Raw genomic sequence first — 19,063 nt, 5'->3', positions numbered from 1 at the left:
GCGCTTATTGCATTTAAACACATCAAACGCAGATTTATAGTATTTGATTCTGTGGTGCCTTGCAAATGAATTTTTTTTAGCTTTTTAGCAGGCACTACAGAATTTTTTTATTTCGTAGATCGACATCAGTGAACCTTTTCCAATAAGGAATACTCCCTCCCCTCTTTCCTATAATGCCGATGAATAGAGCACTCTTAACTTCCTTTTTAGGTAGTGTTTTTTCAAATTTGGAAAAGAAATAATACCGCGCTTGCGAAAAATGGATATTGGTTATCAACCTCCAGGGGAGTTTCCTTCAGGTAATAAATTCCGTAAAAAACGCTGCACATTTAAAGATAGAATATCTTGATGCAAGGGTAAATGTGGAGATATAGCGTAACCTTTCTTTTGCCAGTTTTCATTATACTTCCAGTACAACTGGTCCTCGATAAAAGCAATATTGGCTATTTGATTTTTTCCTAGATAAACATCCAGGGTTTACTTAGCTCCAATCATTTTTATCTCCACCATTCTCCACCCACGGTTTTATGTAAAGATTTATCCCTAAACCAGAGCAAATTTTTAATACACTTGCTAATTGACAGTTCGATTGCCCATGCTCTATTTTCATAAAGGTTTCTTTGGCTATACCACATAAAGCAGCCGCATCCTCTAATTTTAAATTACTTTGAGTTCGACGGGCTTTAATGGCGTCTCCTAACAATTGTGCTGTTAATGGCGACTGAAGATTAGGAGTCTGTAGTTTTTTAATTTGCTTGGCCATGTAATCCTACTATCTTAGAGTTAATAGAAAAGTTTGAATTAATTATTAATTAATCCCATCCTCGTAGGATTAATGGTCAAAAAGAATAATAAAGACTTTAAAATCCTATTGCAGTAGGATTAATTGCTCTGTATTTCTTCACACCTCTTTGTAGCGCCAATTATTTGCCGATTCAAATAATTCGAAATCAACAAATTCATTTGTTTTGCATTTTTTCCTTCGCAGAAATAATTCCAGGGTATGAATAGCTCTGTTTTTAGTATCCTGAAAAAAATTCCCTCTATCTAACAAAATGATTTTTAAATCAATTTTATTTTTAGTCCTGGCTACTTCTATCCAATGATTGTTGAAATGAGAGGATATATGTTCTATCCGTTAAATATATGGATAATTTTTATACACTAATTTTTGCATGGACTAATAAAGGAATTATTATGAAAGCAATATGCTGGCATGGAAAGAAAGACGTACGTATTGAAAAAGTCCCTGATCCTGAAATCATTAATGAGCAAGATGCAATAATCCGCGTTACCGCAACAGCAATTTGTGGTTCTGATCTCCATCTTTATAACGGGTTAATGCCTACTATGGAATCTGGAGATATTTTGGGACATGAATTCATGGGAGAAGTTGTTGAACTAGGCTCAGCGAATAAAAAATTAAAAATTGGCGATAAAGTTGTTGTCCCTTTCACCATTTCTTGCGGTAAATGCCATTTCTGTAAGAAAAAACTCTATGCAAGTTGCGAACTGTCTAATCCTAATGGAGAAATAGCCAGACAACAAATGGGACAAACACCAGCAGGCATGTTTGGCTATTCCCATCTGTTAGGAGGTTTTTCTGGTGGCCAGGCAGAGTATGTAAGAGTTCCTTTTGCAAATGTAGGTCCTATCAAAGTTCCCTCGGATATTGCTGATGAGAAACTATTATTTCTATCTGATATTTTTCCTACCGGGTACATGGCGGCCGAGAATTGTGCTATCGAAGAGGGAGATACAGTAGCTGTCTGGGGTTGTGGACCGGTGGGACAATTTGCCATCCAAAGCGCATGGATGTTAGGTGCAGGACGGGTGATTGCCATTGACTGTGTTGCAGAGCGCTTAAAACTCGCCGAAAAATTTGGTCATGCTGAAACGATTAATTTCAAAGAAGAAGATGTTTTTGATGCCTTAATGGTAATGACTAAAGGACTAGGTCCAGAACGTTGTATTGATGCTGTTGGATGCGAGGCCCATGTAGGACCTTCGTTTGACTCGATTGTCGATCGAGTTAAGCAAATGACTTACTTGCTGACAGATCGAGCCCATGTCCTAAGAGAGGCTATTCGATGTTGTGGGAAGGCTGGGACTATTTCTATGCCAGGAGTGTACCTGGACAATCTCGATAATATTCCTTTTGGGGCAGCCATGAATAAAGGATTAACTTTTAGAATGGGACAAACCCATGTACAACGCTACTTGCCTATGCTGTTGAAAAAAATAACGGATGGTGAAATTGATCCGTCTAAAATCATCACACACCGCATTAAGTTAAAGACTGCTCCGGACGCTTATAAAATTTTTGAAGAAAAACAAAATGGTTGTATCAAGGTGGTTATGACCCCCTAGGAGGCTACAAATGGATATTTATGACTATTTAAAAATGGATCATGACAAAGTTGAACATCTGTTTAAATTATTTGAAGATTCAAAAATAGTAACCCGTAAAAAGGAAATCGTTGCTTTAATTGCTCAGGAGTTATTAGTCCACGCTCACGCTGAGCAAGAGACTTTATATCGTAGACTGGCTGAACACCCTCAAACCAATGAAATAGCTTTGCACGGCGAGAAAGAACATCGTGAAATTGAAGACCAAATTAATAAGGTGATTCAAAGCAAAGTAAGTGGAAAAAATTGGGAGAAAGCTGTATTAAAATTAAAGGAAATCGTTGAGCACCATGTACGGGAAGAGGAAGGTGAACTATTTAATCAAGCCAAAAAAATTATTTCATCGCGACAAGCTGTTGTTATTAAAGAAAAAATGCATTATTTAAAAGGAAAATTTTTGCTTTGGTTGGAAAAAACTAAAGAAGAGGTAGCCGTAAAAGCAAAGCCAGCGCCTAAAAAAGGAAAAAAACAGGCTGTAAAAATAAAAGCCAAAACGCATTCTCAGGCCGCGCGGGATTATCATTAACCCCTTTTAGCAGACGAGACACTATGAAAATAGTGCATCCCCAGCGCTGAACTATTTCGTTGACCAGCAAATGACGAAAGATGAGCTTAGGGTTAAATGATTGAGACTGCCCTTATTAACCCCATCGAAACATCATCAACTGAGGTTTTTCACATTTTTAGAATGTAAAACTGCAATCGCTTTAAGAAAATCTATTTCATCAATTTTGATAACGTTCTCAGTTGATCGGCCTCCTCAGCTGGTTTATCCCATCTTATCCGATTAATGCGAGGGAATCGGAGAGCTAGCCCTGATTTATGGCGAGAAGACAAATTCACTGCATCAAAAGCAACTTCAAAAACCAATTCCTTTTTTACTTCCCGAACAGGGCCAAAACGATGGATAGTGTTATTGCGTATCCATTGATCCAGTTGTCTGAGCTCTTCATCGGTAAATCCGAAATAGGCTTTACCGATTGGCAGTAACTCCCCTTCTTGCCACAAGCCAAAAGTATAATCTGAGTAATAAGAAGAGCGTTTACCATGCCCTCGCTGAGCATACATGAGCACTGCATCAATGATTAGCGGATCTCGTTTCCATTTGTACCAATGGCCCATGGGTCTCCCGGCAAGATAAGGGCTTTGCTTATTTTTAATCATTAACCCTTCTACGGCTGGATGATTTTCTTGCAGAATTTGGTGTTTTAATTGCGGTAAGGTACAGCCTTCTTTGCAGGATAATAACTCTGAAAGGAGGATATTATCTGCCTGGTGAATCGCTACCCATTGCTCCAGTTTTTGCCGGCGTTCAGTAAAGGCCAAGGCTCGCAGATCTTCCGAATTCCAGCTTAAAATATCATAGAGTATTATGGCTGCAGGAGAATCTGATAAGCGTTTTTTGGATATTGTTTTGCGATTTAATCGTTGCTGTAAATCGTTAAAACTACCAATCCCATTCATCGTTTTAATGATTAACTCTCCGTCTAATACGACCTTGCCTTGTATGGAAGCAAGCAGATCCGGAAAGGAATGACTGATATTATCGCCAGTACGGGTAAACAGAGCCTTTCCTTGATCCGTCGATACAATTTGAACGCGGATACCATCATATTTTCGCTCAAAGGAAAATTCCTGGAGATTGATTTGTTGCAACTCTTTTTCGTCAAAGGGGTGAGATAACATAACGGGATGAAAGAAAATAGATTCCTTATTTAGGGGTACGGCACTCTTTTTTTCTAGCCAAGCAAACAATTCAATATAGGGTGGATTTAATCCATGCCAGATTTGTTCGATTTCCTGCACATCAACTTTGCCATATTTAGCTAAAGTATTTTTTAGAAAGCGTGCCGAAATACCAATCCGTAAACTCCCTGTACCTAATTTTAAAATGGCCCAACGCTCGATAACATTACTGTGATTGAGTAAATCACTTAAATAATTTTTAATTTCATTTTTGGGTAGGGATTTGAATTTGGCAATTAAGCTGGAGAGCAAAGGCAATTCATTATTAGCTCCCGGCTGAGGCCAAAGCAAAGCGATAGTTTCTGAGATATCGCCTACATAATCATAAGAAAGCTCAAATAAAACAGGATCCATTTTATCTTGGATTAACTCTCTAATTAACACACGATTAAAAGTAGGAAAAACCAGGGTATTTGCCATAATAGCGAGGGCATAACCACGTTCTGGATCGGGTGTACTAGAGAAAAAATTAAGCAGTAAAGTCATTTTATCCAAATGACCATAAGTAAAATAAAGATTGTGGAGAAGCTGAGCCAATTTTTTCATGTTTAATCCTCATGCTCCTCATAACCCAGTAAATGCAACGCTTGGGCCTTATAGCCTTGTTGATTTAAATAATGAACAAGGGCTTCTTCCTGTCCATGGGTAATCCAGACTTCTTGGGGATTAATTTCCTTAATAGTTTGTATTAACTCAAACCAATCAGCATGATCAGAAATAACTAATGGCAACTCTACCCCTTGTTGTTTGGCTCTTGCTCTGGTTTGCATCCACCCTGATGCCATGGAAACCACTACATTGGCAAAGCGTCTACTCCATCTATCCCTTAAGGCACTGGGAGGGCATAAGACAATTTTCCCTTGAGAGTTATCGGCATCTAGAGTCGATGCGATTCGTAACTCTCCTAAATCTATTTTCATTGATTCATAAAAATCACACAGTTTTTTTAATGCGCCATGGATAAAAATGAGATCCAGATAACCCATAAGTCTTAATGTTCTGATTAATCGCTGGCATTTCCCTAAACCATAGACACCCACTAAATGACAACGATGAGGAAAAGCCTTTATGGACACCAGCAACTTATTAATCTCTTTCTCAATAGGGGGATGCTTAAAAATAGGTAGGCCAAAGGTTGCTTCAGTAATAAATACATCGCAAGGTTCTACCACAAAAGGGTCACAGGTTGGATCTAAGGAGCGTTTATAATCACCAGAAATAATTAGGCGCGAACCTTTGTATTCGATAACAACCTGAGAACTACCTAGAATGTGACCGGCGGGCAATAAATACCATTCAACGTCCTTAACTCTCACTCTCTCATGATAAGCCAAACGGCGGAATTTTGAGGCAAAACCTTCATCATAGCGTATCGCCATTAGATCAATGGTATGGGTATGTGCGAACACGTGCTCATGTCCAGAGCGGGCATGATCACTATGGGCATGGGTAATAATTGCTTGCTTAACTGGCAACACAGGGTCAATAAAAAAATCCCCGGGAATGCAATACAAGCCCTCTTTTTTAATCGCCAACCATTGCTTTGGATGCATTTTTTAATAAATGTTGTGAGTAGTATAAACTTTAGACTATCTTCTGATAGCTAGGTAACTCTATAAAAAGACGATGGAAATTAAGGAATTCACCATTCAATTTTAATTTTTGGATAAAAAGGGGGAGTTCTCTTGGATAAATTATCGATCGCTTTGGATATAAAAATTTCGGTGAAGTCTTTGGATAAAGGGTATTTTTTGGTATGACGCTACGGAGCGACACTCGTGAATTAATCCTTGTGTTTTATAATTGAACTATAATTAAAGATGTTTCCTTTGTTATGGGATAAAATCATGAAAAAATCTTCTCAAAGTCCTTCAAAAAAACAACCCAAAGAAAAAATCAAAAAAGAGGATTTAAAGACTATTTCGGGGGGAAGTGATGAACGAAATAGAAATCTAAACGACCCGATCTACACACTTCCCAAGAGCCCTCTACCCAGGACTCCTCGCCGCCGCCCCTAAGGTATTCCTTAGATAGAGGCTCAGGGATCACTTTTCCTGCTCGCTTAAGCGCAGTCAAAACAAATGGGCTGTCGTATCCAGGTGTTAGAAAGAAGCACCTGGATTTCGGCCAGTTGGTTAAAAATTTATATCAAAAACAAACTCTTAAAACGCATATCATTTGGTGATAGAGTAATAGTGTTTTGTTAGGTTTAATTTTGATTGGCCACACACATCCAGGGCTTCCTGCTATTGGGTGAGAAAGAAATCCATGTTAGAAACTGGCCTATTTATAGCGTTGGAGTTGCTCTAATCCATCCATTCAATATTACTTTTGATTGAGAATAAACCGGGATAGGTCAGGGCTTCCTCTGCCCACCTGAACTGGCAACATAGCACTGATTCACTGATTTTATTTTTTTGGGGGGCCTGGATTGAAACAACGCATTACAAAAAAACTAGGATGTTTTATTGTGCTCTTAACCATCTTATCTGTTGACTTCATTTATGCTTCGGAAACACCAAAACATACAAGGGAAGAAAATAAGAATCTGCTTGCGGTGTTCCTTGGCGGGACTGAAATAAAAAATTATAATTATTTTACTTACGGCCTAGAATATCACAGAACACTGGTCCTCCCTTTTGGTTTTGCTTTGAATGTTGAGAATACCCCGAATAATAAAGAGCAACATCATGAAATTGAAACCATGGGCTTAATAACCTTAAGCTTTTTAAAAAATATTACCATCGGTATTGGCCCAGGCATTAAATTTGAAGAAGGAAGTAAAAGTAAGTTCTTGGGAAGAGGCGCATTTAATTATATTTTTAAGATTGGGTCCGCCATCGAAATCACGCCTAATGTTAATTATGATATTGTGAGAAATGCGCCTAATGAAATCGTTTATGGGATTAAAATGGGTAAACAATTTTGACACAGGCTTAGTGTTTCGCTTAGTAAGGAATGGAGTATTCATGTTGATGTCTGCGTCGATTTCAACTTGATTACCTGGTTTAATGAATTAAAGGATTAAGTATTCGATGAAAAAAATCATAGTAGTTATTTTTTTAATCCTTAGCCAGAGCGCATGTCAAATCGCTGGGAAACCGAATCCGGTGCCTGCTGAACTGGAAAACGCTGTACAAATCAACGATTTTCCCGATGTTCGAACCGAATTTACCAACTCCTCCAATCCGCTCATCAAAAAGCAATCACTTGAACGGATAAAACAATTAGCCAAAACGTATCCAGACACGATGTTCCACCAAAAAAATTTTTTTAGCCTGCTGATTATTTCTGGCGGAGGTGATTATGGTGCTTTTGGTGCAGGTATTCTTAATGGTTGGACAAAATCTGGAAAACGCCCTTCTTTTACGACAGTAACGGGAATCAGTACTGGCGCATTAATTGCGCCTTTAGCCTTTGCCGGGCCAAAATACGATCAACCTCTAAAAGAGGTATATACCACTATCACATCCAAAGAGGTGATAACAGACAAACCAATCTTATGGACGCTTGCCACCGGCGGTGAATCGCTAAAAGGAGATAAGCCATTACAGAACTTGTTAGACCGTTACATTAGCCCTCAATTACTCGATGATATCGCGAAGGGATTTTATCAAGGAAGGCGTTTATATGTCGGTACTACCAATCTTTATTCTAGAAAATTAGTGGTATGGGATTTAACTCGTTTAGCTGCAAGCCGGAATCCAAAAAAAATAATCTTATTCAAAAAAGTATTATTGGCTTCCGCAAGTATTCCTGCTGTATTACCTCCTGTCTATATTGATGTTGTTAACCAGGGAAAATCCTATCAGGAAATGCATGTTGATGGCTCAACCACCTTTGCTGTTTTTTTAAGTCGCTTAGGCTCCGATATCCATGCTGCACGCAGCTATTTCAAATTAAAGCAGAAACCTAATGTAAAAATATTTGTTATCCGGAATAACCAAAATCGTTTTCCTTACAAGATAGTCCAGCCCAAACTACTTTCAATAGGCCGACAAGCGTTGGATAGCGTGCTCGCAGCGCAAGGAAGTGCGGATGTCATTTTCATTTATTTATGTGCGTTGCTACAGGAGGTAGATTTTAATCTAACTTATGTGCCTGCCAATTACGTCTCCAAATCCGATGAAATGTTTGATAAACAGCGAATGAATGAGCTATTCCGCATTGGTTATAATAAAGCCGTTCGCGGCAATTTCTGGGAGAAAATTCCCCCTGACGTCATTGCATTACATCAAGGGAGAAACGTTGTATCTCGCGGTCAGAGCTTGAATTTGAATCGCTGAATACAAAATTCAAGCGTTGTTCCCATAGCCCCTTCTGCCATCCTTGCAAAGGGTGAACGCGGGCTTTTTTTTGGCTGCGCCAGGCGTCTCCGGCGAGCAGCTTGAATAGGATTACTCATATTGAGCTAAGGTAATCCCATTCGAAATTGCTTTGATCATGGCCAGGATTCTGGTCGAGCGTTCTTCTGCAATTTCCTTGGAAACTTCATTTTCTACAAGAAATGATTTGCTCACCCAAACACCAAAGTCCTGATTAGCCTCGACGAAGGAATGGAGTAATTCATTATAACGAGTAAACGCTTGCCTATAATTTCCCTGAGCGGCTTTTAATTCTCCCGCCAGGATATAGGCTCCGACAAATGCCAAATTATTACCTTGGCCTGATAAAGGAGAAGGACAATACCCTGCATCGCCTACCAGTGCTATTCGACCTTTGGCCCAACTCTTCATCTTTACCTGGGTAATCGCATCGAAATAAAAATCATCGCTTTCTGACATTCGATTTAAAATATTTTCTGCTTCCCAGCCAAAATCGCGGAAAGTATCCCACAGGAATTGCTTTTGTTCATGCTCATCGCGAATGTCTTTCAGGATATGGTTAGAGCGGAACATAAATCCTGCTCTTGCTATTTCGGGGTTGTTATCGCTATTGATTGATACCAATTTATTATCAGCCTCGCATTCGAGATCAACGTGACTTAAGTGAAGGTAATTTGGAATTGTAAAGGTACTAAGATAGGAACCAAGATGAATTAACTGATATTCACTTTTATCAAAAATCATGCGCCTTGTAGCAGAGTGAATACCATCGGCCGCGATCACCAGATCATAATTTTCAACCTTGCCGTCCTTGAAATGGACTATCACGTTATCAGCGTTCTGCTCCATGCTCATAATGGATCGATCGAAATAACAAGGTATATCAGCAATGGCTTTCATCAGAATTTCAACTAAATCACCCCGGAGAATTTCGACTTCATCATCTTGCCGGAACCCAAATTTCTCACCCTGCTCTTCATGGAGCACGTTACCCGCTGTATCTACAAAACGGCCGCATTCTATTCGCGTGCGCCTTTCACAGATTTGATCATAGATACCCATCTCTCTCGCGAGATGTGTTGCTATGCCGCGTATATCCAGTGCCTGACCGCCTTTTCTGATAGACTTGGACTTTTCAATCAAGACTGGCGAAAAACCAAATCTTCTTAGCCAATAACCAAGTGCGGGGCCTGCTACACCAACCCCTACGATAAGAATTTTGAGATTTTTAGACATTAATAATTACCTTAATAGATTTGATTGACATCACTCTTGTCGATATTTCTGTTGTTGTATTGAAAGTCTGGGGGTTGAGGAATGCCTCTCGCGCCATCTTACTATTGCCTTGCTTAAGCTTTTTTTGCTGCTTGTTTAACTGATGTCGTGTAAATGATGTTCTCTCTTTAACCCTGGATTTCTCATTCAGGAGTTATCTTTCTGTTGCAACTCATACTCTTTATTTGAATTTGAATAATTATACAGCAAGCGTACACAGAGAGAAATTATAGTGACTGCCTTCAATCATTTCTATTGAGCTTACTCACTATCAGAAAAAGATTAACCTGATTATTTCATCCGTTCATTGACCCACCTGGATCACAAGTTTTACGCCAGCAACACCTTAGTTCTAATTTAAAACCTAAAGGGGTTGAAAGTTACTTTAAAATGCCCAACCATCAAAGAAGGATTAACCCAACTTTAGGGAAATGATTTTGCGCTTCAATAAACTAATGAAATTGATAGGCTGGATTGTGCTTTTTGAAAGCATAGGCTTTTTACTGGGTTTACTCACTCAGGCGAATATTTATCCCTGGTATGAGCATCTTAATAAATCATCCCTAACGCCGCCCGGGTTTATTTTTTCGATTGTTTGGACCGTATTGTATGCACTTCTGGCAGTCATTGCCTGGATTTTATCAAATCATAATAAGGTGTCTTCTAAAAAAGTGACGGTGCTTTTCGCATTACAAATGCTCATGAATTGGGCCTGGACTCCACTCTTTTTTGGGCTCCATTGGTTGACGCCAAGCGCTATTTGGCTTGTGGTTTTAACCTGTTTGAATGTGCTCTTAATCATTGAGGCTAAAAAAACGCATAAAACCATTGCCTGGTTATTAATTCCCTACCTGGTGTGGCTGGTATTCGCTTCTTATCTCAATGGGGTTATTGCATTAATGAACTAACTACCCTGAATATTCTCAGATCCTTATAACTGTCCGGCATCCAATGCGGCGAATACTTCCGTTGCCCTAGCGAGAATGGCGTTTTTCTTTTCCAGGTTCATTTTATCCCAATTTAGATAAGCATAATGAAGACGCGGATTGTTTTTAAGCAGGCCTTGGTGTTGAGCTATAAAATTCCAATAGAGGGAATTAAATGGACAGGCGTTTTCACCAATCACTTCTTGGGGATTATAAGCACAGGATTTACAAAAATTGCTCATTTTTTGAATATATTTCCCACTCGCAGCGTAAGGCTTGGAGGCCATCACGCCGCCATCAGCATACAGCGCCATCCCCAACGTGTTTGGCAACTCCACCCATTCGTAGGCATCAGCATACACAGCCAAATACCACTCACAGACCTCCTTGGGATTAAGGCCGGCCAGGAGCGCGAAATTGCCGGTAATCATCAAACGCTGAATATGATGAGAGTAAGCTTCAACTTGCGTCTGTCGCACCACTTCTTTCATACAAAACATCCGGGTGTTGTCCCCCCAAAACAACGAGGGCAAGGGCCTGGATGCATTAAAATAATTTCTGTTTGCGTATTCAGGCATCAACAGCCAATAGATGCCACGGACATACTCACGCCATCCTAAAATTTGACGAATAAAGCCTTCGACAGCATTCAATGGTGCTTGTTTTTGTTTAAACGCGTCTTCTGCAATGCGGCATAATTCTAATGGCAGTAAAAGTCCTGCATTTAAATAAAAGGATAATTTCGAGTGATATAAATTAACTTCATTGGCGCGCATGGCATCCTGGTAATCACCAAAATACCTTAGACAATGCGTTACAAAGTGGTTGACTTCACCGAGCGCCTGCTCGCGAGTCACTGCAAAATTAAACGGCTGCAATTGGCCAAAATGATTGGAAAACTCGTTTTCCACCAGACTTAAAATCGCTGAGGTTACCTCATCGAGAGGATGTGCCAAACGAGGAGGAAATGTTTCAATGTGATTCGCATTTTTCCGATTTTGCTGATCATAGTTCCAAACCCCGCCAACTGGTTTACCCTGGTTGTCCATGAGAAGATGATGCTTTTGCCGCATCATTCGGTAAAAGTACTCCATGCGCAATTGCTTTTTATCGTTTGCCCACTCTTTAAACCCATCTATCGAGCATAGAAATCGATTGTCTTCATGAATGATGAGGGGTATCAACAATTGCTTTTCTAATGTTTCCAGTTTTTGCAGAACACGCCACTCGCCAGGATGAGTGACGTGGACTTGTGAAATTTTTTCTTCATGGATTACCCGGCACAGCTCCCCCTCAAAAGACCCAGTATTGCTGGCCTCATCGTATTGAGTGTAGAGTACCCGGTAACCCAGTGCTGTTAATCGTTTTGCAAAATGACGCATCGCTGAAAATAAAAAAGCAATTTTTTTGGGATGATGCGCAACATAAGTGGCTTCTTCCATCACTTCGCAAAGAAAAACCAGATCATCGTGCTTGTCGATTGCAGTCAGCGAGGAAAGGGACTCACTGAGTTGGTCGCCCAAAAGAAAACACAATTTCGTCATCGTACGTCCTAAAAATAAATTACACTTTAAGCTTGGGACGAACAGCGCTTAAGCCACCATCCACTGCAAGCACTTGCCCTGTTATCCAACTGTTACAAGGGTTAAGAAAAAATAAGATAGCCTGCGCCACATCGCAGGGTTCACCAATTCGTCCCAAGGGATGCATTGCCGTAGATGCTTTAGCGACTAATTGATTGCTAAGTAATGGGTCAGTCAAAGGCGTTTTAACCATCCCAGGCGCTACTACATTGACGCGTAAATTGAGCGATGCATAAGTCGCTGCGGCGGATTTTGCTAATCCAATAACCCCTGCTTTCGCCGCAGCAATTGCTTCATGATTAGCCAGTCCGGTTAAGGCTGCTGCGGAGGCAATAAGCACCAGGGAGCCTCCAGAGAGCATCTTACTGCCTGCGGCACGCACCACTGCAAACGAGGTAGTCAAAGAGGCATTGATTGTCTTTTGAAACTCCTCAAAATTTGTCGCATGAGCCCCCTTAAGTAATAAAGAACCCGCGCAATTAACCACGCCATCCAGAGGGCCTGCTTGCTCAAATACCCTGTCGACCGCGCTAAAGTCAGAGGCATCGAGTCTAAAATCAGGAACGATTTTGTCCTCGCTTCGTGCTGTAGTCATCACCTCATTCCCTTGCTTTTTTAGAAGCTCAACCACTGACTGACCTATCGCGCTACTTGCTGCAATGATTAAGTATCGAGCCATAACTTGGGTCCCTTAATAGTAAAAAACCTACTATGAAGGAGAGTATTGTTGACTTCAAGTCTTAATAAGGAATAAGCATTGGATGAACGGCATACAGCAATCTGCCAGGCGATTTTGGGCTTGATAGGGCTGAGTTTACTTCAACCGCCACGGAGGCCGCTCTGTCCAATCCGTGCTGGCTATCTTATGGTCCAGGGAAGTATTTTATACTTTTCAACATGAAACCCGCGTAATAGTAAATTTAGGGCTATAATTACAATTAAACGGATGGATTAAAACATGCTAAACAACACCCATGAAGGCTTAATAAATTATGCCCATACTGAGTCTAAGAAAATTGCTTTAATTTATTCACCCATTGAATTACATGAATACCTTGTTGAAGTAATTTTAAAAGACTCCGTCAAATTCATTAAGAAAAATAATGAAATTGTTCAATTTCATTCGATTGCTGATGCCTTATCCCAAGCTCAGAAATATGGCGCAGAGGAGTTTTTTCTTTGTGTAGACAATACTTATGATGAATGCGGCTCGACTGCTTCTGCGGAAAAATACGATTACATTCCGATTTCTCCTAAATAGAGTCTGCTTTAAAATTTTTCTCGCCTACGCCATGGTCAATTTTATGGGATTGGTTCACGGCAGTATTGCTACACCGGTGAAAATGATTTTTTACCTTTCACGGTTTGATTTTTTCACGCACGCCCCATTTATTGGAATAAGACCGTCATTTCCTGCACAGACCATTTAATGTCGTTAGGGTTAATGCCAGTAAAAGCCAATCAACCGATAAAATAATCATCGTCAGTAGCAGCGGTTGGGGAAAGGAAATTGCACCCAGTTTAAATCCTGCAAAATAGCTTAAAGGCCCCCCCAGTGCTCCCAGCAAAGCCATTAGGAAGTAATTATTATTAATCCAGTCTGCCTTTAAAAACCATCCTCCAAAACAAAGCCATAAAACCAAAAGCCAGGGCGGTATAATCAGCAAAGAATCGTCAAAAAAATAAAGTATATTTACATGCATCAAGAGGGTATCGTTGATTAAACCCAAGCTTGCTATTAGCAGGAATAAGAGCCAACGCGCTGGAGTTTTAAAATGCCTGCAGGCATCATAGACGGCTAAGACTAAGGCCAGAAGGAACAGGTCATGGTAGTGAGGAGAAACCGTACTTAATAAGCAACACCACCACTGTATTTGAAAAAAGACAAATTGCCACAGTTGCCTAATCATATTTTTTCTGTCTTATTGCAAGGGGGTGTACAAAATGCATTTGCATGTCCCCCAAATAGCCTTCAGAAAAACCGGCTTCACAGTAGCAAAAATAGAAATTCCACAACCGGATAAAGCGCTCATCAAAACCCAGCGTCTTGATTTCGCATGCCTGAGAAGTAAAGTTCTGCCGCCAACAACGAAGTGTTTTGGCATAATGCAATCCAATGTCCTCCAAGTTAAAAAGGCGCAAATGACTTGCCTTGGTCATTGCATCCAATAGCGCTGTCACTGAAGGGATACAACTTCCCGGAAAAATATACTGTTTAATAAAGTCAATTTCATATTTAGCGCGTTCATAGGCCTGATCCTGGATAACGATCGCTTGCATAAGCATTTCGCCATCGGGCTTTAGTAATTGTGAACAAGTCCGAAAGAATTGCTTGTAATACTGATAGCCAACTGCCTCAATCATTTCAATAGAAACCAGTTTGTCGTACTGCCCTTCCAGTTGCCGGTAATCCTGTTTGAGCAACTTAATTTTGGTTCCCAATTTTTTTTCCCTGATTTGTTGGGAAGCATAATTATATTGTTGTTGAGAAATGGTGGTGGTTACTACTTCACAACCATAGTTTTCTGCTGCATGAATAGCAAAACCGCCCCATCCAGTACCTATTTCAATAATCTTGTCACTTGATTTTAAGGCCAGCTTTTTACAAATTACGTCGAGTTTATAACTGGCCGCTTCGTCCAAAGTACTTTCTGTGGATGGGAAAATAGCGGATGAATACATGAGGTTCTTATCCAGAAATAATTGGAAAAAGTGGTTACTCAAGTCGTAGTGTTGAGCAATATTCTTACGGCTACCTTGCAGGTTATTGCGTTTAAACTGATAAGAAATCCAGCGTAAAACAGCCAGGCATTTTGCCCAGCCCGTTTCAAATTCTTTTGTTGTGGTTTGATTGAGTAAAAAAATCCTTAATAATTTCGTCAAATCATCCGTTTCCCAATATCCAGAGACGTAAGTTTCAGCTGCAGCAATACTCCCCCCGAACAAGACGTCTTGATAAAATTTTCTATTTGTAATTTTCATAGAGGCAGTTATCAACGAGGCAGCGGAGCGATCACCGAAAGTCATGCTGGCGTCACCCTCTTCAATTCGCAATTGGCCAACTGTCAAATTGGCTAATCGTTTTAAAATAATTTTGCGCGCAGTATTTTCCATTCCGCTCATCTCTTTTTAGGGTGAACATGAAACGTTGCTCCTTTTAGCCAGATTTTTAATGCCTGCCAATGAATGGCAATAATTATTTTTCCGGTCATGAAAGGATGTTGGATTAAAATCCTGGCAAGGTTCCTACCTGTTATTTCCTCACGGTTTAAACCGAGACTTGCACTAAATACCTTACGATTCTGGTGAATGTTTTTCATATGTACCCAAATCTTTTCATTGGGTGCTGAAAGCCTCCAATCGTAAATCATGTCCATCGACATAAGAGGAGAGACGTGAAAGTCTTTATCAAAGACGAAATGTTGATACTCATGACTAGCGAGATTTTGCGAGGCTGTAAGAATATAAGTATGCTGTTCGTTCCATGGCGTGTTATTCACTTCAGCTACAATGGCTTCTATACGGCTTCCAGTTGCATCGTAGCAATAATAAAAACTGACGGGATTAAAACAATAACCCCAATAACGCAAGTGCGTTAATAAGCGAACAGGACCTTCTAACCGATGGCCTGTTTTTTCCTCGACCAGTTTATAGACTTCTTGTTTTAAGTCATTGGCTGGATCCCCAAGATGATCACTTCGCTTAAACTGAGCAATATTGTAACGTCCGACTGACCAGAACCAATAGGAATCAAAGAGTGTAGATAATTCATCCAGATCGAGAAAAACCATGAATACATTATAAGAAAACTGATGTCTGACGGGTTCATACCGCCGATGTATTACACTGCCTTTATAAATGGCACTATGCCGCGTTGATAGGTTCATGATTTTCTTCTGACAAAATTTGTTTGCAGACGGTTAAGGCACTCTTCACGCCATCTTCATGGAAGCCAAAACCCCAATAAGCCCCACAGAAATAAAGAGAACCATTACGATTCAATTCCTTTTGGCGCGATTGTGCAGCCAAGCTATGTAGGGTGTATTGCGGGTGAGCGTAGTGATAAATTTGGATAATTTTTTCAGGGTTTATAAAATCCCTTGCGTTTAAGCTGACACAATAATGTTGCTTGGTAGATAAATTTTGCAAGCGATTCATATAGTAGTTAAGGACAGCATGCCGGACATTTTGGTCAACCAATAAATAATTCCAACTGGCCCATGCCCGAGGATTGGATGGCAACACACTGGTGTCAGTATGCAAAATAACCTCATTATGCTGGTAGGTAAATTGGCTCAGGATTTCAACTGTTAATTCATCAGGACAGGCCAACATTGCTAATGCTTGATCGCTATGAGTTGCGATAATTACCTTTTCAAAATGACCTATTTCTTCGTTTTTACTCGAGAGGTAATATCCTCCACCAGGTTTGGGTTTGACCCATTCAATCGCGGTGTTTAAATAAATATTATTCTCAAAGTGTCTGGTCAAGGCTTTCACATAAGAGTGAGATCCACCTTGAATCACTTTCCAAGGCAAAGACGGCATCATTTGTAATAACGCATGGTTATAGAAGAAATTTGCCACAAAATAAGCGGGCATCTGTTCTACCAGGTTTAGGGGTGTTGACCACAAAGCAGAGATAAGGGGATAAAGGTATAAATTGGCAAGATCAGTGTGGAAACCATGTTGTCCAATGAATTCAGACAAGATTAAATTTTTCTCATTCCTTGCCAGCAGTTTCTTTGCTGCAAGCTGAAACCGATAAATTTCACTGATTAAGCGGTAGAATTTATAACTAAGCAAATTTTTTCGTGCGGCAAACAAACTATTGAGTGAGCCACCCGCATATTGAAAGCGGGATTGTGGATCAAAGACGCTGAAACTCATGTCGGTCATTTGGCTTGCCACATCCAGCTCCCTCAATAACCCAACAAAATTAGGGTAAGTTTTTTCATTAAAAACAATAAAGCCAGTATCTATGGGACAAAGACCACTCTCGGTTTGCAGTTCTACTGTATGGGTGTGGCCTCCTACATACGTATTTGCTTCAAAAATGTAAGGATCATACCCCTCTTTTTTGAGGTAATAAGCACAGGTTAAACCTGATATCCCACTTCCAATAATGGCAATTTTCATTGTCGATTTGTAACCTTCTTTAAGAGATAAGTACTTAATTGATTTGGTAAAAAACTTAGAATTTTAATCAGCGTAACAAACAATCTTGGTGTGATGATTTCCAGCTTTTTCTTCTCTATACCATTGATTATCGTTTCTGCTGCCGCCTCACTGCTTATAAGGAAAGGCATGGGGAAATCATTTTTATCGGTTAATGGTGTTTTTATAAAGCCAGGACATACGATGGATACTGAAATATTCTCTTTAGCAAGATCAATACGCAGGCTCTGGAGAAAATTGCGGATGGCTGCTTTACTGGCGCCATAGGCTTCGGCTCGCGGCAACCCAACAAAGGCAACTGAACTGCTCATTCCAACAATCTGGGCATTCCTGCTGGCCCGTAATAAAGGCAGCGATGCTTCAATAGCATAAACCATGCTTAAAAAATTAGTTTTAAGTAGCTCTTCAAATACATCGCTTTTGAAATCAGCCACATCAACATATTCACAGGTCCCGGCATTTAGAAAAACGATATCAAGGTAGCCAAATTTTTCTTTTATAAGATCAGCTGCCTTCAAATTACTGTTTTTATCTCTTATATCAAAGGCGACAGACAGAGCGCCTGTTTGACGGGTTATTTCATCCAATACGCCCTGGTTACGTCCGGATATTATGAGCTCATAGCCGCGACTTGCCATTGCCATGGCGACTGCTTTGCCAATCCCTGAGGAGGCTCCTGTAATCCATACGCGCTTTTTCATTTCTCGGTCCTCAGGTTGGAGGGATTAGGCCGTAATCCATGAATAACATGAGTGTAAGAGAGCAGGCACAGCAGATAGAAAGTGATATCGATTTGCCACCAATAAAACCCTTGCCTTGCCGAGCCGGGGTAAAAATGATGGTTGTTATGCCAGCCCTCACCGAGGGTAATTAATGCTAACCAAAAATTATTACGACTCTCATCCGCCGTATTAAAAGCGCGTTTTCCCCATTGATGGGCAAGCGAGTTAATACTGCAGGTAGCATGAAATACCAAAACCGTTGAGATAAAAAATCCCCATACCAGGAATTGCCAACCGTTTGTATGAAGTTCAGGAAAGTATTGTTGTAGAAAATGACCTGCCAGGAATAAACTCACTGCCAATAAAAGCGGTACAACGAGATCAAATCGATTTAACCAGCGTAATTCCGGATATTTTACCAAGTCAGCAACCAGTTTGTAGTCGGTTACAAAGTTTTCTGAAGCGAAAAACCATCCCATATGACTCCATATAAAACCATGATGCAGTGGCGAATGTCGATCTTGAACAGCGTCTGAATAACGGTGATGATGACGGTGATGACTTGCCCACCAGAGGGGACCTCTCTGTGCAGCGGAAGCAGCGAGCAATGCAAATATAAATTGCCAAAAGCGATTCGTCTTAAACGAGCGATGCGAAAAATAACGATGATAGAAACCAGTAATAGCAAACATACGGATAAAATAGAGTAAGATCGCGGCAATGATTGCACTAAGACTTGCTCCTACCCAAAATACCGCTAAACAGCCAAGATGCAAAACAACAAAGGGTATCGTCCTTGACCAGTCGATTGTATTCGATTTCAGGTTTTTTTCTGCAAACTCAACGTCAAACCATTTTAACAGTGGAATGAACGCTTTTATCTTTTTCATTGATCCATC

20 protein-coding genes are annotated in these 19,063 nt (G+C 40.3%); 7 read left to right on the top strand and 13 right to left on the bottom strand.

Annotated features, from left to right (window positions below):
- Positions 1-273: 273 nt before the first annotated feature.
- Together ACN4Z1_RS04150 and ACN4Z1_RS04145 are read right to left on the bottom strand one after the other, a co-directional pair.
- Positions 274-474, bottom strand: a complete 201-nt coding sequence (locus ACN4Z1_RS04150) for a HipA N-terminal domain-containing protein (protein ID WP_228364061.1) — start codon at positions 472-474, stop codon at positions 274-276.
- A 7-nt stretch (positions 475-481) separates the two neighbouring features.
- On the bottom strand, positions 482-763 hold the full coding sequence (locus ACN4Z1_RS04145) for a helix-turn-helix domain-containing protein (protein WP_228363131.1): 282 nt from the start codon (positions 761-763) through the stop codon (positions 482-484).
- A 434-nt stretch (positions 764-1,197) separates the two neighbouring features.
- Here ACN4Z1_RS04145 and ACN4Z1_RS04140 point away from each other — a divergent pair, with 434 nt between their 5' ends.
- On the top strand, positions 1,198-2,370 hold the full coding sequence (locus tag ACN4Z1_RS04140; protein ID WP_228363132.1) for a zinc-dependent alcohol dehydrogenase: 1,173 nt from the start codon (positions 1,198-1,200) through the stop codon (positions 2,368-2,370).
- 10 nt (positions 2,371-2,380) lie between these two features.
- Positions 2,381-2,935, top strand: a complete 555-nt coding sequence (locus ACN4Z1_RS04135; RefSeq protein WP_228363133.1) for a hemerythrin domain-containing protein — start codon at positions 2,381-2,383, stop codon at positions 2,933-2,935.
- Positions 2,936-3,126: 191 nt separating this feature from the next.
- Here the strand turns inward: ACN4Z1_RS04135 and ACN4Z1_RS04130 are convergent, their stop codons facing one another.
- Both ACN4Z1_RS04130 and ACN4Z1_RS04125 read right to left on the bottom strand, forming a co-directional pair.
- Positions 3,127-4,701 (bottom strand): cisplatin damage response ATP-dependent DNA ligase, encoded by a 1,575-nt coding sequence (locus tag ACN4Z1_RS04130; RefSeq protein WP_228363134.1) that lies wholly within the window; start codon positions 4,699-4,701, stop codon positions 3,127-3,129.
- Between the two features lie 2 nt (positions 4,702-4,703).
- Positions 4,704-5,708, bottom strand: coding sequence for a ligase-associated DNA damage response exonuclease (locus ACN4Z1_RS04125; RefSeq protein WP_228363135.1), 1,005 nt, complete (start codon positions 5,706-5,708; stop codon positions 4,704-4,706).
- Positions 5,709-6,002: 294 nt separating this feature from the next.
- Between ACN4Z1_RS04125 and ACN4Z1_RS04120 the strand changes: the two genes are divergently transcribed.
- The 3 genes from ACN4Z1_RS04120 to ACN4Z1_RS04110 all read left to right on the top strand — a co-directional run bounded on the left by ACN4Z1_RS04120 (position 6,003) and on the right by ACN4Z1_RS04110 (position 8,441).
- The gene (locus ACN4Z1_RS04120) at positions 6,003-6,173 is read left to right on the top strand and encodes a hypothetical protein (RefSeq protein ID WP_220271766.1); all 171 of its coding nucleotides are present in this window, start codon (positions 6,003-6,005) and stop codon (positions 6,171-6,173) included.
- A 413-nt stretch (positions 6,174-6,586) separates the two neighbouring features.
- Positions 6,587-7,084 carry a hypothetical protein gene (locus ACN4Z1_RS04115; RefSeq protein ID WP_228363136.1) on the top strand — a complete coding sequence of 166 codons (498 nt, stop codon included), beginning with the start codon at positions 6,587-6,589 and terminating at the stop codon, positions 7,082-7,084.
- A gap of 106 nt (positions 7,085-7,190) precedes the next feature.
- On the top strand, positions 7,191-8,441 hold the full coding sequence (locus ACN4Z1_RS04110) for a patatin-like phospholipase family protein (RefSeq protein ID WP_228363137.1): 1,251 nt from the start codon (positions 7,191-7,193) through the stop codon (positions 8,439-8,441).
- A 111-nt stretch (positions 8,442-8,552) separates the two neighbouring features.
- On the opposite strand, the gene ACN4Z1_RS04105 is transcribed toward ACN4Z1_RS04110, so the two are convergent.
- Entirely contained in the window at positions 8,553-9,716 is a 1,164-nt protein-coding gene (locus tag ACN4Z1_RS04105; protein WP_228363138.1) for a tetracycline destructase, read from the bottom strand.
- Between the two features lie 470 nt (positions 9,717-10,186).
- Between ACN4Z1_RS04105 and ACN4Z1_RS04100 the strand changes: the two genes are divergently transcribed.
- The gene (locus ACN4Z1_RS04100) at positions 10,187-10,663 is read left to right on the top strand and encodes a TspO/MBR family protein (protein ID WP_419386675.1); all 477 of its coding nucleotides are present in this window, start codon (positions 10,187-10,189) and stop codon (positions 10,661-10,663) included.
- A gap of 23 nt (positions 10,664-10,686) precedes the next feature.
- Here the strand turns inward: ACN4Z1_RS04100 and ACN4Z1_RS04095 are convergent, their stop codons facing one another.
- Together ACN4Z1_RS04095 and ACN4Z1_RS04090 are read right to left on the bottom strand one after the other, a co-directional pair.
- Positions 10,687-12,225 (bottom strand): cryptochrome/photolyase family protein, encoded by a 1,539-nt coding sequence (locus ACN4Z1_RS04095; protein ID WP_419388090.1) that lies wholly within the window; start codon positions 12,223-12,225, stop codon positions 10,687-10,689.
- 19 nt (positions 12,226-12,244) lie between these two features.
- Positions 12,245-12,943: an SDR family NAD(P)-dependent oxidoreductase gene (locus ACN4Z1_RS04090; protein ID WP_419388089.1), complete on the bottom strand. Its 699-nt coding sequence runs from the start codon at positions 12,941-12,943 to the stop codon at positions 12,245-12,247.
- Between the two features lie 279 nt (positions 12,944-13,222).
- On the opposite strand from ACN4Z1_RS04090, the gene ACN4Z1_RS04085 reads away from it, so the two are divergent.
- Positions 13,223-13,525: a DUF6482 family protein gene (locus ACN4Z1_RS04085; protein WP_115220751.1), complete on the top strand. Its 303-nt coding sequence runs from the start codon at positions 13,223-13,225 to the stop codon at positions 13,523-13,525.
- A 145-nt stretch (positions 13,526-13,670) separates the two neighbouring features.
- Here ACN4Z1_RS04085 and ACN4Z1_RS04080 read toward each other — a convergent pair whose 3' ends face one another.
- From ACN4Z1_RS04080 to ACN4Z1_RS04055, 6 genes are read right to left on the bottom strand one after another with little or no spacing between them, the layout of a single operon-like run.
- Positions 13,671-14,174 carry a DUF2878 domain-containing protein gene (locus tag ACN4Z1_RS04080; protein WP_419388088.1) on the bottom strand — a complete coding sequence of 168 codons (504 nt, stop codon included), beginning with the start codon at positions 14,172-14,174 and terminating at the stop codon, positions 13,671-13,673.
- Complete coding sequence (locus ACN4Z1_RS04075; protein ID WP_419386672.1) at positions 14,167-15,378, bottom strand: class I SAM-dependent methyltransferase; 1,212 nt, start codon at positions 15,376-15,378, stop codon at positions 14,167-14,169. Before ACN4Z1_RS04075 ends, ACN4Z1_RS04080 begins: the two co-directional genes overlap by 8 nt.
- 5 nt (positions 15,379-15,383) lie before the next feature.
- Entirely contained in the window at positions 15,384-16,151 is a 768-nt protein-coding gene (locus ACN4Z1_RS04070) for a DUF1365 domain-containing protein (protein ID WP_419386671.1), read from the bottom strand.
- Positions 16,129-17,403 carry an NAD(P)/FAD-dependent oxidoreductase gene (locus ACN4Z1_RS04065; protein ID WP_419388087.1) on the bottom strand — a complete coding sequence of 425 codons (1,275 nt, stop codon included), beginning with the start codon at positions 17,401-17,403 and terminating at the stop codon, positions 16,129-16,131. Before ACN4Z1_RS04065 ends, ACN4Z1_RS04070 begins: the two co-directional genes overlap by 23 nt.
- Entirely contained in the window at positions 17,400-18,143 is a 744-nt protein-coding gene (locus ACN4Z1_RS04060) for an SDR family NAD(P)-dependent oxidoreductase (protein ID WP_228363142.1), read from the bottom strand. The genes ACN4Z1_RS04065 and ACN4Z1_RS04060 overlap by 4 nt, the downstream gene beginning before the upstream one ends.
- Positions 18,140-19,054, bottom strand: coding sequence for an acyl-CoA desaturase (locus tag ACN4Z1_RS04055; protein WP_228363143.1), 915 nt, complete (start codon positions 19,052-19,054; stop codon positions 18,140-18,142). The genes ACN4Z1_RS04060 and ACN4Z1_RS04055 overlap by 4 nt, the downstream gene beginning before the upstream one ends.
- Between the last annotated feature and the right edge of the window lie 9 nt (positions 19,055-19,063).

Source organism: Legionella sp. ST3F1 (assembly GCF_048553315.1).
GTDB classification, from domain to species: domain Bacteria; phylum Pseudomonadota; class Gammaproteobacteria; order Legionellales; family Legionellaceae; genus Tatlockia; species Tatlockia donaldsonii.
This window is presented reverse-complemented; position numbering and strand designations above follow the sequence as displayed.